Raw genomic sequence first — 16495 nt, 5'->3', positions numbered from 1 at the left:
ATAAAATGACAAATTAATTAATACCATTAATAACCTCAATTTTTAGTAGTAATGAGAATTACAGATTCAGATTTAAGAAAACACATTTTAAAATCGATTAAAAATGAATTGGGCTATATGCATTTTATAAATCATATTGCCATAATAGAATTTAATGAAGGGGTCCATGTTGAGCTAAACAATACCAAATCTATATTCAACGAACTTAAATCTTATTTTGGTACAAAAGAACCTTTTGGTGTTATAGCAAACCGAGTAAATTCCTATTCGGTTAAACTATTAGATATTCCTGCTTTAAGGGAACAAGTTACTAACTTAAAAGCTTATGCCGTAGTTGGTCATGACCCCGCAGGAATAATGAATGCTGCTATTGAAAGTAACTTTTGCCTTTCGAATGATATTGGTTACGACAATATTTACGAAGCTATTTTTAACGTTAATAGCAAAGTGAAAAATCTTAATTTGGCTATTTAACTAAATAAATTCCGTTTGGCTTTATTTCTATTTGCCTTTGTTTGTAAAGTGTTCCTAAGGCTTTTTTAAAGCTTTTTTTACTCATTTGAAGTTGCTCTTTAATATCTTCTGGACTAGACTTATCGTTTAAATTTAAATATCCATTATTATCTTGAAGTTCCTGCAAAATTCGATCTGCGTTTGGCTCTATATTTCTATAACCTATTTGGCCCAAAACAATATCTAATTTATTTCCAGGGCGTATTTTTTTAACAACTCCTTTTAACTTATCTCCTACGCTTATATCTTTAAAAATAGTATCTTTAAAAATTAATCCGTGGTGTTTATTGTTTACTATAACATTCATCCCTATTTCTGATGGGTGCGACACAATCAAATCGACTTCATCAAATTCTTTAACGGTTAAATGTTTATTATCTAAAAATCTATTTGTTTTACTAGATGCAACCAACCTATTAGTCCTTTCATCTAAATAGCAATGTATTAAATACCAACCTCCTGGTTTCATTTTAAAGGCCTGCTCTTTAAACGGGCAAAATAATTCTTTCACTAAGCCCCAATCTAAAAAGGCACCATATTCTGTAACTTGGCTACAACGTAATAAGGCAAAATTATCACGGGTAACGTAAGGTTTATCGGTTGTTGCAACCGGACGCTCCTCGTTATCTAAATACACAAAAACATCAATCTTGTCCCAAATTTTAAATTCTGCTGGTACATACCTGTTTGGCAATAATACTTCTTCATCATTCGCATCAATTAAATAAATGCCATGATCTGTTTCGCGAAGTATTTCTAGTGTATTTATTTTTCCTAATTCCATGCCACAAAGGTAGTGATATTAGCTTTTTATAAAATAAAAAAGCGCTACAATATTGTAACGCCTTTTTTTAATTTTATTTCTTATTTATTCTAGTAAATAGATTCTTTACCAAAATGTTTAGTTAATAAGTAATACACAACAGCTCTGTATTTAGTTCTGTTAGACTTACCATATTGCTCTATTACGCTAGCAATTGCACCATCTAAATCGTCGCTTTCGCTAAGACCTAGTTTTTTAATTAAAAAATTGTTTTTTACTGTAGCTAACTCAGATGCATCTGATCCTGATACAGTTGAAGCATCTGCATTATAGATTGATGGACCGCAACCAATGGTTACTTTTTTTAATAAATCCATATCTGCCTCTACTCCACATTTTTCTTTTAAATCTACTGCGTATTTTGCAATAAGTTCGTCACGTTTACTCATGATGTTATTTGTGTTTAAAATTGATTAATAATTTAACTAATATCTCCCTTTAAAGATACTATTTTTTAGACACTACACATGGTAAAATAGTCACATTTTTTAGCTTATATATTTAAAATAGTTTAAAAGCACCTCGTCGTTTAATTGTTTTGGGGTAAATATTTCTAGCAATTTGGGCTGATTTTCTTCACTGTAAAAATTATTTAAAGCTTCAACTAAACTATTATCATCTGAAGCTGACGAATACGTAAAACCATACATTTTACATAAATGCTCTGCATTTAAATTATGGTTAGTTTCAAAATAAGTATTAAAATTTTCGGTGTTTTTATGGCCTGGTAATATTCTAAAAATACCTCCACCAGCATTATTCACTACAATAATTCTAAAATTATTAGGTATATAATTGTTCCATAGCGCATTACTATCGTAAAAAAAGCTTAAATCGCCTGTAATAAAAACCGTTGGTTGGCTGTTTGCTACGGCACACCCAATAGCTGTAGATGTACTTCCATCGATACCGCTTGTACCTCTATTACAGAACACTTTTATTGATTTATTTATATTAAATAATTGCGTGTAGCGAATTGCAGAACTATTACTTACTTGCAGTATAGAATGCTTTGGAATAGATTTTAAAACTTTTTGAAATACTGTAAAATCTGAAAATGGTATTTCTGCTAAATAATCTTTATGTTTTTTTAAACGATGTTTTTTTACAGCTGTTAACAATGGTAAATAATCGCTTTTTACATAATGTTTTACTTTTGGTAAAAATATATTAAAAAACACATTTGGCTGAAGTTTTATATGATTGTTTAAGCTGAAAAAGGTATCGTTCGCCATTTTTGCATCAATATGCCAATGTTGCTTAGGTTTATACTTTCGTAAGAATTGTTTTATTTTTTTTGAAACTATTAAACCTCCAAATGTTACTAATATATCTGGTTGCAGTTTTTTTAACTCCTCGTCATTTAAAGGCGCAATAATTTGATCTATTCTAGAAAAAAAACTTTTATGATGTAGGTTTGATGTGGTTTCGGTAAACACTACAATACTATCATCTTTCGATATTTCTTCTAACCACTGCTCATCAGTTTCGTCCGGATAATTTACACCCACTAAAATCATTTTTTTTGTAGCATTGTTCCAATCCTCTAAACACGACTGTACAACGTAATCTTCAACCTTTGCTGGTTTTAAAACGGGTTCAATAACTTTTGGTGTTACACTAAGCGTATCAACAATATCGTACAAAGGTTCATCAAAAGGGATATTGATGTGCACAGGTCCTTTTTTTGTGATTGCTGAGTTTAAAGCTACATTAATTTCTTCTTCGTTATACTGTTGTATATCTTTTTGTAACCCTAAAAAACGCTCAAATTTATTTTCCAAATTTTTAATTATTGGAATATCCTCATGCTCTGGAATATTATGTTCGTCTTTTAAATCTAGCTTTAAATTTGCTGAATATAGTATATGATTCTCAAAAACGTTTTTTTGATTTATAGTTTGCCCATCGCCTATGCCAACCAAATGTTTTGGTCTGTCTGCCGACAAAACCACTAAAGGAATATTACTATAAAAAGCTTCGGCTACAGCCGGATAATAATTTAAAACCGCACTACCCGATGTACACACAATAGCTGTAGGCTCTTGCAACTGCTGTGCTATACCTAAAGCAAAAAAGGCAGCAGCACGCTCGTCTACAATGCTGTAACATGTAAAAAATTCGTCGTGCGTAAACCCAATTGTTAAAGGAGCATTTCGGCTTCCTGGGGAAATTACTATGTGTTTAATATTTTTTGCCTTACAAAGCTGTACTACAGTTTGCGCTAGTGGAATTTTTGGGTATTTCATTTAGCTATTTATATAGAAATACAAAGCTAAGGATTATTAAGTGTATTTTAAATGAATTATTTTTATTGATATTTCTATCATTTCATTTCGGCTTCAAGCTCCACGATAATCGTTTTTGTTTTACTTAATAATGTTTTGGAGTTTTCTAGCTGTATTTGAGTTTCTAACAACCTATCTATTACACTGTTTTGATACTTTTTACTGCTTAATAAACCGGAGTAGTTCGATGGGTTACCATAGGTTTTAATGTGCTTATATTTTTCGTTTTCTGGAAGTATTTCGGATAATGACACATATTCTTCTAAAATAGGTTTTAATTTCTCCGAAATAATAGCTTCAATTACCTTTTCTTGATTTTTAAATTTTTCGATTTTATGATAATACAACGACAGTAAATCTTTTAGCTTAACGTTACTTATTTGCTCTAATTTACTGGTTGTTAATACTGAATTTAGCGTACTTTCTAATAACTGCACCTCAACGTGGGCAATGTTTGTGATGGTATCTTTAGCTCCTTGACTTAATTCTGATTCGTTTTTACCAACATATTTTAAGGTGTTTTCCAAATATGCAACCATTTCAGAATCAATAGCTATTTTTCGTTTTAATAAACGCAAATTAGCACTTAATTCTTCATTTAAATTAACTTCTATTTTATGGGTTAATATTTGGCTTTTTCTTATATCATTTAAATCGTTAATTTTCCAAGCAATGGTTACACCAATTACGATTAGCACAATTTCACCTAACGCATAAATTAAATACGATTTAAACTTACCTAAATTAATTAAGTTTCTTCTAAACTTACGAAGTAGTTTCATAACTAGGTTTTATTTAAAGCGAATTACGATCTAGAAATTCTATAAACTTATTTTTATATTGTTCTGAGATGGTAATTCGTTGTTTATTTATTATTATTTGGCTTCGTTCTATAACATCTATATTATTTAATGCCACAATAAACGACCGATGTACACGCATAAATTTGGTTTCTGGTAATTCTTTTTCTAGCGCCTTTAAGCTTAGTAACGTTAAAATGGGTTTTGGTGTATCTTTTAACCAAATTTTAATATAATCTTTTAAACCTTCAAAATACAACACCTCTGCCAACCTAATACGAAGCTGTTTGTACTCCGATTTTACGAATATAAACTCTTTTTCGTTTAAAGATTTACTGGTTTGGTTTTCTTTATTTTTAACTAAATTAAACCATTGCTGCGCTTTATTTGCAGCGGTTAAAAATTCGGCATAATCAAAGGGTTTTAATAAATAATCAATGGCATCTACTTTAAAACCTTCAAGCGCATATTCGTTAAAGGCTGTTGTAAAAATAACACGAGTGCCTTTTGGCAACATTTTCGAAAATTCCACCCCTGTTAAATCGGGCATTTGTATGTCTAGAAACAATAAATCTACCAGGTTTTCTTTTATAAAATCCATAGCTTCAATGGCATTACTAAACTTTCCTTTTAACTTTAAAAAAGGCGTTTTTTCAACATAACTTTCAACCAGATTTAGCGCCATTGGCTCATCATCAACTACAATACAAGATATTTTTAAAACACTCATTTTTAACTAGTTTCTATTTTTAAAGTAACCGAGAAAATATTATTTTCTAAAGTATTATTAAATTCAAATTTGTTAGGATATAATAATTGTAAACGTTTTTCTAAATTTTGTAAACCTATACCAGAACCGCTTTTATCGCTTGTTTGTTTCGGGTAATTATTATTATTTATTTTGAAAATTACTGCTGTATTTTCACAAATCATTTCGATGTTAATATGGCTTAAATTACTTGCCGAAACGCCATGTTTAAAAGCATTTTCAATTAATGAAATAAAAAGTAAAGGCGCTATTTTAATGCCTGTTTCTGCAGAAGGAAATGCGTAATTCACCTTTGTTTTATCGGATAAACGAAGCTTCATTAACTCGATATATTTTTGTAAAAATTCTATTTCTTTCGATAATAAAACCTTATCTACATTAGTTTCGTACAGCATATAACGCATTAACTTACTTAAGCTATGAATAGAACTTTTTGCTTCAGCCGGAGAAATATCAACTAGTGCGTAAATGTTGTTTAATGAATTAAAAAAGAAATGTGGCTGTAACTGATAATGTAGATGTTGTAATTCCGATTGTAACTTAAAGTTAGCTGCTTCTTTACGTTCGGCTTCTGTTTTTACCCAGCGTTTTGTTGTTTTTATAGCTATTGAAAATAATAATGGTGCTAAAAACGAAAGCATTTGCACATAAATCACCATTTTTAACGGTGGCGCATTACCGTTTTTATTTCTAAGTATATCAGTAAAAAAAGCTGTTTCAATTTGTTCTTTTAATGTTACAAAAATGGCAATCATTAAAATGTTTATTAACACAAATAAAACAGTCTCTTTTTTAAACAAAAACCTATCGATAAGCACAAAATAATTGATATAAAAAATAACCGCATAAAAACATAAAGGCACCCAAAAATGTGCTATAATTCTATTTATTTCTTGCTCTTGCCCATAAGAAAGTATATAGGGCAAACTTATTAATATAAGCCATGTTAAAACATGAGAGAATAGCGTTAATTTTTTATTATGCTTCATAATTTTATTCGTATCGCAACGCGGTTATAGGGTCTAAACTAGCTGCCTTTCTTGCAGGATACCAGCCAAAAAATATGCCCGTTACTGCACAAACAGCAAAAGAAACAACTATAGAATATAGCGCTACACTTGTTGGCCAATTTAAGAAATTTTCTATGAAAACCGTAGCTCCTAAACCTAAAGCCACACCTAAAACACCTCCTGTTACACTTATTAAAATGGCTTCAATTAAAAACTGCATTAAAATATCTGAACCTTTACCTCCCACAGCCATACGTAAACCAATTTCTTTGGTACGTTCTTTAACCGAAACGTACATAATATTCATAATACCAATACCTCCAATTAAAAGTGATATTCCTGCAACGGCAACTAATAATACGGTTAACATTTCGCTGGTTGAACTAAATGTTGAAATTAATTCTTCCATAGAACGCACGTTAAAATCATCATCTTCATTATCTGCCAACTTATGCTGAGTTCTTAAAATTTCAGTAACTTGAGTTACAGCATCTGGCGCTTGCTCTTCGCTTGCTGCCGAAGCCATTATTTGGTTTAAATAATCTATAGCTAAAATACGTTTTTGAACAGTGGTGTATGGTGCAATAACAACATCATCTTGATCTTGCCCAAAGGTATTCTCTCCTTTTTCTGATAAAACACCAATAACTTTAAATGGAATATTACCAAAACGAATGGTAGCACCAACAGGATCTGTACCATCTGGAAAAACATTATCGACCACAGTTTGCCCTAACAATACCACTTTTGAAGCCGATTTAACTTCGGCATCTGTAAACATACTTCCGCTTTGTAAATCTAAAACCTTAATATTTAAATACTCAGGATTTACACCATAAATGGTAGATGGCCAGTTGTTCGATCCATTAATTACTTGTCCGCTACCATTTACCATTGGTGTCGTATAGGTTAATAAATCGGCTTGTTCTTTTATAGCATAATAATCGTCTAGAGTTAAGGTTTCCATGGCACTGGCTTCCTGCCTAACACCACCACGTGTATCTTCACCAGGACGAATATTAATCATATTCGAGCCCATGCTAGAAATTGTAGTTCGAATACTTTCTTTAGAGCCTTCACCAATAGCCAACATAGCTATAACAGATGCCACACCAATTATAATACCAAGCATGGTGAGTAATGTTCTCATTTTATTAAGAACAATAGCTTTAAATGCAATTTTTACTAAGTTTAAAATTCTCATAACTAATGATTTTCCTGTGGTAATTTTGCTAATTGTTCTGCTGCCGATTGTACTTTATGGTTTTTATAATCTTGAATAATATCGCCATCTTTTAACACAATAGTTCTATTACTAAATGTGGCTATATCTGGCTCATGGGTAACAAACGTAATAGTTATACCTTGTTTATTTAATTCTTGAAAAAGTGCCATTATTTCGTACGATGTTCGGGTATCTAAGTTACCTGTGGCTTCATCGGCAAGAATCATTACCGGATTATTTACCAAAGATCTTGCTATAGCAACACGTTGTTGTTGACCTCCTGAAAGTTGCGAAGGGGTATGATGCAATCGTTCACCTAAACCAACCATCTCTAAAGCTTTAATTGCGCGCTCCCTTCGCTCTTCAGAAGTTACTTTACTGTTATACAATAAGGGCAATTCTACGTTTTCAATAGCTGTTGTTCTTGCCAACAAGTTATACGATTGAAAAATAAACCCTATTTTTTCATTTCGAATGGTAGCGAGTTCGTTTTTACTTAAATCTTTCATTTTAACGCCATCAATCTCGTAAGTTCCAGATGTTGGCTGATCTAAACAACCTAAAATATTTAGCATAGTACTTTTACCAGAACCACTGGATCCCATAATGGTTACAAACTCCCCTTCTGTAATGCTATAAGAAATACCTTTTAAAGCATGCACAGTTTCCGATCCCATGGTAAACTCGCGCTTAAGGTTTTCTATTTTTATAATTTCTTTTGCCATGATTTTTATTTTTTTGCACCTGGCGGTTTTGGCATAAACGGACTCTCGCCTGAACCACCACCTTGTAGACCATTTATTGCGTTAGGATTTGAACTTTTTAAGCTATAAACTAATTTATCACCTTCATTTAATCCTTCTAAAACTTGTACATTAACCCCATCGCTAGCGCCTAATTTTACTGGTTTTGGTGTAATAGATTTGTCGTTATTTAAAACCCAAAGTACTGTAGCATCATTATTTGCCTCTGGTTTCCCGTTTGGTGGTGTTATATTTTCCTGTTGCATATATTGCATCATTACATCGGGTTCTGGCTTAAAGTTGATAGCTTTAGCTTCGGCCGTTAATACATCGTTTAATTCTAAAGTGTAAATAGAAACAGTTGCTGTTAACCCTGGTTTTAATTTTAAATCGGGATTATCGGCTTTAATTACAACGGTATAGGTTATTACGTTTGATGTTTCGGTATAATCTAAACGCACTTGAGTTACTTCTCCTTCAAACGTTTCGCCTATAAAAGCATCAACAGTAAACGTTACACGTTGTCCTTCTTTTACATTACCAATATCGGCTTCATCCACATCGGCTTCTACTTGCATTTCTTTTAAATCTTGAGCAATGGTAAATAATGTTGGCGTACTGTAACTTGCCGCAACGGTTTGTCCTTCGTCTATATCTCGCGATAAAACCACACCATTTATTGGTGAATAAATATTGGCATATTCTAAATTTGTTTGTGCTGTTTTTAATTCTGATAAACGCTGAGAAACCGTTCCTTTTGCAATTTGATAATCGTAATTAGCATCATCAAAATCTGATTTGCTTATAACTTGATTATCGTATAACGTTTTTTGCCTTTTATAAATAGTTTCTGTATAACTTTTTTGACTAACAGCATTATTATAACTGGCTTGTGCTTGTACTACTGCCGCTTTTAAATTTGTTTTATCTAACTCTGCAATTAGCTGACCTGCTTTTACTTCGCTATTATAATCTACATAAATTTTTTCCACAACACCAGATACCTGTGTACCAACATCAACTTGTGTTATAGGTTCTATGGTTCCTGTTGATGTTACTACAGTGGTAACATCTCCTTTTTTAGCTGCTATAATTTTAACTTCTACAACTGCATCCTGACTAGGCTTAAAAATATTGTAAAGTACTAATGCAATAATGGCAGTAATTATTCCTGCTATAATTAGTTTTTTGTTTTTATTTTTCATGATGTTGATATTAAAGTGTTATCGCGTTTCCTTGATAATATTGTAATAATTGATTGTAAAGAATATTTAAATATTTAGCTTGTAAATAGTTTAATTGTGCGTTGGTAAAAGCGTTTTGGCTTACTACTAAATCTGTGGTACTTAAAGCGCCTAAATCGTATTTTTTTTGAGCCAGTTTATACGATTCCTCTGCCGCTTTATTAGCTGCTTTTGCTGCTTCTAATTGTTCTTGAGACGACAGCGCATTTTGGTAAGCGGTTGCTACATTTTTATAAATTTCTTTTTGAAGACTAACAACTTCGAGTTTAGATTGATCGATTGCTATTTTTGCCTTTTGCACTTCGGCTTTTGTTTGAAATCCGTTAAAAATGGGAATAGTTAACGATAAACCTACGGTTTGATTAAAATTACCATTTAATTGGTTTGAAAAATTCATGTCCTGAGAACTTGTATAACCAGTGCCTAAACTACTTGTTAAAGCCAATGTTGGTAAATAATCGCCTTTGGCAATATCTAAGTCTTTTTCGGTAACATCGACATCCAATTGCACAGCTTCGTATTCTGGCAACATACCTAACGCCGCTTCGTAAACAGCTATTTTATTTGGTAAAATAGGCGCTGTATAAATGTCATTATTTGGCGTTACAATATCGAATTCTACTTCGGGCTCCAACTCTAATAATTGTTTTAAAACAATAACTTGCTGCTCGTAATTATTTTTAGCTTCAATTAAATCGTATCGGTTTGTTGCTTCTTGCGAAATAGCATCTGTATAATCTTGCATAGCAATACTTCCGGCATCTAATCTGGCTTTCGCTTGTTCGGCTTCTTTAGTTGAAGCTTCTAATGTTTTTTCTGCTACAACAATACCTTCTTTGGCATACAACGCTTGTAAATAAGCTTCGGCTACGCTTAATTTAATACTGTTTTTAGCTTCTTCAACATATAAACTGTTTTGGTCTGCTAATAAAGTGTTCTGCTTAATTCTATTTTTAATTTGATTGCCTTGAAACAAATTAACCGATGCATTTACACCAAAACTAGTGGTGTTAATTTGCTGATCGACAAACTCGCTGGTAATTGGGTCGATAGATTGCCCATTTCTAAAAGCCTGAGATGCACTTCCGTTTACAACTGGCAAACGACTATCTTTAGATTGCTGAAGCGTTACATTGGCAGTTTCTGCAGAATATTCAATATTTTTTATACTAATATTATGTTCTACAGCATACTCCAAACACTCTTGGAACGTCCATTGCTTAACTTGGCTTTCTTGAGCAAAAACGCCCAAGCTGCTAAGTGCAAAAAAACAGATGTATATAAATGGTTTCATTTTTAAAGTATTTAATTTTACACTTCAAAATTGAAACAATTACGTGTTATATTATAAGGTAATGGAAGTTCTGGGTGATTGTCTCGACGGAAATCAACTTTCTATCGACGGCAATTTTTTAGGAAAGCACATTTTTAATAACTTTCGATTTAAAAACCGTTTCTTGCCATTCGTTTTCTGGCACCGAAGTTTCGGTAATTCCGCCACCAACATAAACTATTGCGTTGTTATTTTGTATTTGCATACAACGTAAATTTACGTATAGTTGCGTACTTTTTTTTGGAATGGCGTAAGCTCTATTTTCAATATTTCTTCTGCCAGAACGTGGCTTTGCGATGGTTTCAAAATTTAATTCGCCTAAAAAACCGGTGTAAAACTCACGGTTGTAATTTTCGTTTTCTAAAATAAACGTTTTGGTTTCAGCTTTTGGCAAACCGCAAACTGCAGGTGTTGGGTGTATACTTTCTATAATATTTTTTAACGGAATTTCTGGTTTTAAGCGTGCATTAATCATGGTTTTTAAATGCAGTAAATTTCCAGCTTTTACCGTTTCTACATCCGATAATTTATATGTTGAAACCCATGGTTTTAATTGTTCTACAATAAAATCGGTTACAAATTGCTGCTCTTCTTTTTCCTTATCTTGCCAAACTACTTTGCTTACACGTTTGTATTCTTGTGTGCCTGCCAATGCCATAATTGAAAAATTTGCGCCTTCAACTTTCATTAGTGTTTCTGGCGTAGCGCCCAACCACAACCCTACTTTTGGGTGAAACCAACAATAGGCAAACGCCGATTTATATTTATGTACTAAACGCTTAAAAATTAATAATGGATTCGGTTCGTCCAGTTGTATAGCTTCAGCTCTGGATACCACCACTTTTTTAAATGCACCGTTTTTAATAGCTCTTACGCTTTTTTCTACTAATTTTATATGATGATTTTCTTCGGAAGTATTGCTGCTATCCATAGAATTTTCAACTGAATTTAAATCTGGAAAATCGGTTTCGCTTTCGAAATATTCTGAAACTTCCGTTGGAATTAACACCGATTCATTTATATTTTCAAACGGTGAAAATACAAAACCTTTCTCTGTAAAATTTGATGTAAAATGTAATTTATCATCCTTTTGAAGCATGCCAAAAACTGAAGCTTCATTAGGTTTTCTATATACTACAAAAGGTAAATTATTTTGGTATTGGGTTTCAATACGCTTAAAAAATTCGTTTGAGGTCATCTTTATTTTTTAGGCAACGAAATGGTAGATAATTTACATACCGATATTAAATTATCGGCTTCATCTGTTACTCTAATATCTAACAATTGGGTCGTTCTTCCTTTATGAATAAACGTGGCTTTGGCGTAAACAAAACCTTCCTTTACACTTTTTAAATGGTTGGCTGTAATTTCTAAACCACGAACAAATAAATTTTTAGTATCTACAAACACGTGTGTTGCAAAACTACCAACACTTTCGGCTAAAGCTGCTGTTGCTCCACCATGCAAAACACCATCTGGCTGGTGCACTCTAGAATTTACGGGCATTCTGGCAACTAAAAAATCTTCGCCATAATCTATCATTTCAATATTCAACGTTTCCATTAATGTATTTTTACAAGCCAAATTTGCTTGTTTTAAAACTTCTTCTTTAGATAATTGCATAGAATACCGTAATTTTATTTAAGATTACAAAAGTACAAAACACCTAAGTAAAACTTTCAGAATTCATTCTTAAAAAAATGGAAAAACTAAGCGTACCAACTCTAGAAAACAATCGTGTAAAATTATTGCCTTTAACCTTAAGTAATTATACCGAACTAATTGCTATTGCTAAAGAAGATAAGTTGGTGCAATATTCGCCATCTATTATTAATACGCCTAAGGATTTAAAGGAATATGTAGAAGCGACCATTGAACAACAGGAGAAAAACAATACCATTCCTTTTATTATTTTTGATAAAAAAAAGAACGCTTTTGCTGGTTCTACACGTTTAGGTAATATAAATTGGAAAAATAAAGTGATTTATTTAGGTTGGACTTGGATTGGGCGCGATTTTCAAGGTACAGGATTAAACACAAATATGAAGTTTTTAATGTTAGAATACGCTTTTGAAACTTTAAAATTTGATAAAGTTGTTTTTACTGTTGACGAACGAAATATACGCTCAAGAAAAGCCGTTGAAAAACTTGGTGCTACTTTAGAAGGTTTATTAAGAAAAGATGTACTTATGCCAGATGGCTTTAAACGAAATACTTGCGTGTATGGTATTTTAAATGAAGAATGGTCAACAATAAAAGGAAATCTAGTTAAGAACTTATAAAACAAAAAAACACATTTTGAAAACTCTTAGAGTACTGATTTATAATTAATTAACAATTTAGCTATGGATTTAAAAAATAATCGCTACTTTTAAAAAAAAATATCCTAAGAGCTTCAAATATCATATAAACATTGAAGATTTTTTTAATTACCCTTTTCTTGTTTACCTACACTCATTTTAGTTATTCTCAGCAAATAAGCAACGACCAAATAAAGCATACTGGGGCTGGCTTTGTTATTTCTGGCCTTACGTATACAACTATATACGCAACTACAAAAAATAAAAAGTTAGCATTTTACCTTAGTTTTGGCTCTTCACTGCTTGCAGGTTTTGCAAAAGAATATGCAGATAGCCGTGAGTTCAATTCAAAACTTGATACAGGTGAAGCATTAGCGACTGGCGTTGGCGGCTTAGTTGCTAGCACTAGCTTTAGTTTATTTATTGGTAAAAAGAAAAAAACAAAGGACGTCGCTTTAGTTAATTAGTTTTTTTACAATCTCACTAACTGGTAAAATTTCTGTAGTATGTTCAATACTTGGGCCTGCTACCCAAACCGTTTTATAAGTGGCTTTAGTAGCTGCATTTTCGGTAGCTTTCATACCAATTGAAAACCGAATCATTTTTACCCATTTTTTTAGTTTTCGGTTTTTGTTTAGTAAATTTTCAATCCAAGTGGCTTTTGTGCCTATTTTTTTAACGTAAGGTGTATTTATAACCGTACAAGGTGTTCCTGAAATTCGTTCGGTCATAACAATATCATCAGCGCCATAATCTACACATGCTTGTTTGTACTCGTCGGTAACGCCAGCTTCAACAGACGCAATAAACGGACTTCCAACAGAAACACCGTCGGCGCCGTAAGCCAACATAATATCTAAATCTTCTTTTACACCAACACCCCCGGCAGAAATTATAGGAATACTACAATTGTTTTTTAACTGTTTTATTAATTCTCCTGGTGATATATTTCCTCTATGACCACCAGCTTCATTGTTTACGGCAATAATTGCATCGGCTCCTAAAGCTTCAACTTTTTGGGCAAATTTTAAATCGGTAACATCACACAACACTTTTATGCCTACTTCGTGTGCTTTTTCTATAGTTTCTTTAGGGTTTCCTAGAGATGTTATTATAAAATCGCAACCTATTTCGCAAATTGCATTAAGTTGGTCACGATATTTTATATTCGATTTATTTACAATTAAATTAAAACCAAACGCACCTCCCTTTGGCTTTGCAGCTTTTAATTCGCGCAAAGCAGCTTTAAGTTCATCTATAGTTCTGTAATTTAAAGCTGGAATACAACCTGCAATTCCACAATCCATCGCTTCTTTAACCATTTTTACATTAGACACCAAAAACATGGGTGCCATAATTATAGGATGATTAATTTTTAATAAAGAGGTAAGCTTTGTAGACATAATATTTAGTTTTTATTGGTAGACAAATATAATAAATATTATGCATGCATAGTTTTTTAGTATCTTAAATTTTTTAGGAGGAAAATTGTTTCATTTTACAGTCAGTATCGATTTAAAGTAAGCAAAGTTTTCGGTTTAGCACTGAATATAACAGCTCCAAATGGATTTGGAAGCCAATGTCGAAGAAAGTCCAAGAGTAATAGAATCCGTAGTAATTACCGTTTTAAATTTTTTAAACAGTTTTTAATCCAAAAACCATTCATTAAAGCAATTGATTCCGTTTCGATTGTTTACTATTTCGATTTTATTTGTACTTGTATTAGCTCTCCATATTCTTCTAATATTTTGAATTTTTAAACTATCGGTTTTGTCTACAATAGCAATCAGGTTTTCATCATTGTTTTCATTTATTTGACAATATCCAATCGTAATTAATTCAGGCTTATCTAAATTAGGTATTATTAAGGTATCCAAAATTTTAAAAATTCTTTTCTCATTTTTTGGATCAGAAGTTATGTTATTCAAAATTATCAGATTATTTTTTTTGTCCCTTAAATGAAGAATTCCGTGTTTAGGCTCAGAATTATTTCCGTAAATAGTAGTGTCACTTATTTTAGAATAATCAGAAAGTTTATCTATTTCATTGAAGTTCATAAATTCCATTCCTAGAATAGAATGATTCTCTTTGCCCGTTTTATTACAACAACTAAATAAAATTAGAGAAGCAAAAATAAATAGTAATCTTTTCATAATGAATTATTTATAAACTAATATTTTACTCTCAAAAACCGTTCCGATTAATTGTTTAAAATTTATAATATCCACATTTTAAATAAGCACCTTCAGGAAAACCAATAGGATGATCGGTATCGTGATAGGTTTTTAATATATTTTTATAGGTTCTGTTCGATGTATTTAAAGCCTCAGCATTAATGCTAAAAAACACATCGGCAGTAACTCGCGATGAGCACGAAGCTAATACCAAAAGTCCATTTTTACTGGTAAGTTTCACACCTAACTCAGCTAATTGCGCATATTTTTTTTGTGCCAAAGCTATTTCTGAAGCTTGTTTTGCAAAACTTGGCGGATCAATAACTACAACATCAAAAGTAACGCGGTTTTTTATAAGTTTATTTAACTCATAGAAAGCATCACCTGCAATGGTTTTATGCTGACCTGTATAGTCGTTTAGTTTACCGTTTTCAACAGCAATTTCAAGCGCTTGCTTACTAATATCTAAACTGGTTACTTCTTTTGCATTATTTGCTAAAGCATGTACCGAAAACCCTCCGGCATAACTAAAAACATCTAAAACAGTTTTACCTGTGCTCCACTCGCCTACTTGTTTTCTGTTGGCTCTATGATCTAAAAAATAACCGGTTTTATGCCCTTTTATAACGTTTGCCGAAAAATTAACCCCATGCTCTACAAATTTTACAACTTCATTTTCTAATGTGCCATAAATAACTTCGCCATCTGTAAAATGGTGCGCTTTTGAGTTTTGCAGACTTCTACTTAAACGTAATACTACTGTTGCTGCTTTTGAGGTTTGTTGCAAGTCTTGAAAAATAGATTCTAAATAAGGCAGCCAAATTTCAGAGTATAATTTTATTACTAAAACCGAAGCATATACATCGGCAATTAAACCAGGAAAACCATCATTTTCCCCAAAAATTAATCTGTAACTATTCGTATTCGTTTTTAACAACGAGGCTCGTTTTTTAAAGGCTTGTTGTATTTTGTTTTTAAAAAAAGCCGCATTAATTTCTGCCTTTTCCACGCCACTATGCAACATTTTAATACGAATGGGCGAATTGGCATCGTACAAACCTAAACCTATAACTCGGTTTTTATTTTTACTAAAAACTATAGCTAAATCGCCAGTTTTAGCATCGTCGTTAATTTTGGTAATGTTATTTGAAAACACCCAGGGATGACCTTTTAACACAAATTGTTCGCCTTTAGCATTAAGCTTTACCGCCAATCGTTTAGATGAATGTTTTGATTTTATTTTTTCTGAAAATGACATTGAAAACCGTTAAGA

18 protein-coding genes are annotated in these 16495 nt (G+C 32.1%); 3 read left to right on the top strand and 15 right to left on the bottom strand.

Annotated elements, in window-relative coordinates:
• Window positions 1–51 precede the first annotated feature (51 nt).
• A complete protein-coding gene (locus LG651_RS12190) occupies window positions 52–474 on the top strand; it encodes a hypothetical protein (protein ID WP_226696403.1) in 423 nt (140 codons plus the stop codon).
• On the opposite strand, the gene LG651_RS12185 is transcribed toward LG651_RS12190, so the two are convergent.
• From LG651_RS12185 to LG651_RS12130, 12 genes are all read right to left on the bottom strand, one after another.
• Window positions 467–1297: a CvfB family protein gene (locus LG651_RS12185; RefSeq protein WP_226696402.1), complete on the bottom strand. Its 831-nt coding sequence runs from the start codon at window positions 1295–1297 to the stop codon at window positions 467–469. The genes LG651_RS12190 and LG651_RS12185 overlap by 8 nt on opposite strands.
• 89 nt (window positions 1298–1386) lie before the next feature.
• Window positions 1387–1725: a DUF2853 family protein gene (locus LG651_RS12180; RefSeq protein WP_044633494.1), complete on the bottom strand. Its 339-nt coding sequence runs from the start codon at window positions 1723–1725 to the stop codon at window positions 1387–1389.
• 99 nt (window positions 1726–1824) lie between these two features.
• Window positions 1825–3585: a 2-succinyl-5-enolpyruvyl-6-hydroxy-3-cyclohexene-1-carboxylate synthase gene (menD, locus tag LG651_RS12175; RefSeq protein WP_226696401.1), complete on the bottom strand. Its 1761-nt coding sequence runs from the start codon at window positions 3583–3585 to the stop codon at window positions 1825–1827.
• Between the two features lie 77 nt (window positions 3586–3662).
• On the bottom strand, window positions 3663–4406 hold the full coding sequence (locus LG651_RS12170; RefSeq protein WP_226696400.1) for a hypothetical protein: 744 nt from the start codon (window positions 4404–4406) through the stop codon (window positions 3663–3665).
• A 13-nt stretch (window positions 4407–4419) separates the two neighbouring features.
• Window positions 4420–5154 carry a LytR/AlgR family response regulator transcription factor gene (locus tag LG651_RS12165; protein ID WP_226696399.1) on the bottom strand — a complete coding sequence of 245 codons (735 nt, stop codon included), beginning with the start codon at window positions 5152–5154 and terminating at the stop codon, window positions 4420–4422.
• A 2-nt stretch (window positions 5155–5156) separates the two neighbouring features.
• Complete coding sequence (locus LG651_RS12160) at window positions 5157–6182, bottom strand: sensor histidine kinase (RefSeq protein WP_226696398.1); 1026 nt, start codon at window positions 6180–6182, stop codon at window positions 5157–5159.
• A gap of 4 nt (window positions 6183–6186) precedes the next feature.
• Entirely contained in the window at window positions 6187–7407 is a 1221-nt protein-coding gene (locus LG651_RS12155; RefSeq protein WP_226696397.1) for an ABC transporter permease, read from the bottom strand.
• A 2-nt stretch (window positions 7408–7409) separates the two neighbouring features.
• Window positions 7410–8153 carry an ABC transporter ATP-binding protein gene (locus tag LG651_RS12150; protein WP_226696396.1) on the bottom strand — a complete coding sequence of 248 codons (744 nt, stop codon included), beginning with the start codon at window positions 8151–8153 and terminating at the stop codon, window positions 7410–7412.
• A 5-nt stretch (window positions 8154–8158) separates the two neighbouring features.
• Window positions 8159–9376 (bottom strand): efflux RND transporter periplasmic adaptor subunit, encoded by a 1218-nt coding sequence (locus LG651_RS12145; protein WP_226696395.1) that lies wholly within the window; start codon window positions 9374–9376, stop codon window positions 8159–8161.
• A gap of 10 nt (window positions 9377–9386) precedes the next feature.
• Window positions 9387–10709, bottom strand: coding sequence for a TolC family protein (locus LG651_RS12140; RefSeq protein ID WP_226696394.1), 1323 nt, complete (start codon window positions 10707–10709; stop codon window positions 9387–9389).
• Between the two features lie 118 nt (window positions 10710–10827).
• Complete coding sequence (locus LG651_RS12135) at window positions 10828–11946, bottom strand: chorismate-binding protein (protein WP_226696393.1); 1119 nt, start codon at window positions 11944–11946, stop codon at window positions 10828–10830.
• Between the two features lie 2 nt (window positions 11947–11948).
• On the bottom strand, window positions 11949–12371 hold the full coding sequence (locus LG651_RS12130; protein ID WP_226544540.1) for a PaaI family thioesterase: 423 nt from the start codon (window positions 12369–12371) through the stop codon (window positions 11949–11951).
• 77 nt (window positions 12372–12448) lie between these two features.
• On the opposite strand from LG651_RS12130, the gene LG651_RS12125 reads away from it, so the two are divergent.
• Both LG651_RS12125 and LG651_RS12120 read left to right on the top strand, forming a co-directional pair.
• Window positions 12449–13030 carry a GNAT family N-acetyltransferase gene (locus tag LG651_RS12125; protein ID WP_226696392.1) on the top strand — a complete coding sequence of 194 codons (582 nt, stop codon included), beginning with the start codon at window positions 12449–12451 and terminating at the stop codon, window positions 13028–13030.
• A 131-nt stretch (window positions 13031–13161) separates the two neighbouring features.
• Window positions 13162–13515 carry a hypothetical protein gene (locus tag LG651_RS12120; protein ID WP_226696391.1) on the top strand — a complete coding sequence of 118 codons (354 nt, stop codon included), beginning with the start codon at window positions 13162–13164 and terminating at the stop codon, window positions 13513–13515.
• On the opposite strand, the gene LG651_RS12115 is transcribed toward LG651_RS12120, so the two are convergent.
• The 3 genes from LG651_RS12115 to LG651_RS12105 form a co-directional block, all read right to left on the bottom strand.
• The gene (locus tag LG651_RS12115; RefSeq protein ID WP_226696390.1) at window positions 13504–14451 is read right to left on the bottom strand and encodes an NAD(P)H-dependent flavin oxidoreductase; all 948 of its coding nucleotides are present in this window, start codon (window positions 14449–14451) and stop codon (window positions 13504–13506) included. The two genes, LG651_RS12120 and LG651_RS12115, sit on opposite strands and share 12 nt — an antisense overlap.
• Before the next feature lie 243 nt (window positions 14452–14694).
• The gene (locus LG651_RS12110; protein WP_226696389.1) at window positions 14695–15201 is read right to left on the bottom strand and encodes a hypothetical protein; all 507 of its coding nucleotides are present in this window, start codon (window positions 15199–15201) and stop codon (window positions 14695–14697) included.
• Window positions 15202–15256: 55 nt separating this feature from the next.
• Complete coding sequence (locus LG651_RS12105) at window positions 15257–16480, bottom strand: class I SAM-dependent rRNA methyltransferase (RefSeq protein ID WP_226696388.1); 1224 nt, start codon at window positions 16478–16480, stop codon at window positions 15257–15259.
• Between the last annotated feature and the right edge of the window lie 15 nt (window positions 16481–16495).

Source organism: Neotamlana sargassicola (assembly GCF_020523965.1).
In the GTDB taxonomy this organism is placed as follows: domain Bacteria; phylum Bacteroidota; class Bacteroidia; order Flavobacteriales; family Flavobacteriaceae; genus Neotamlana; species Neotamlana sargassicola.
The sequence above is the reverse complement of the archived record's forward strand: the minus strand, read 5'-3'. Positions and strand labels throughout refer to the sequence as shown.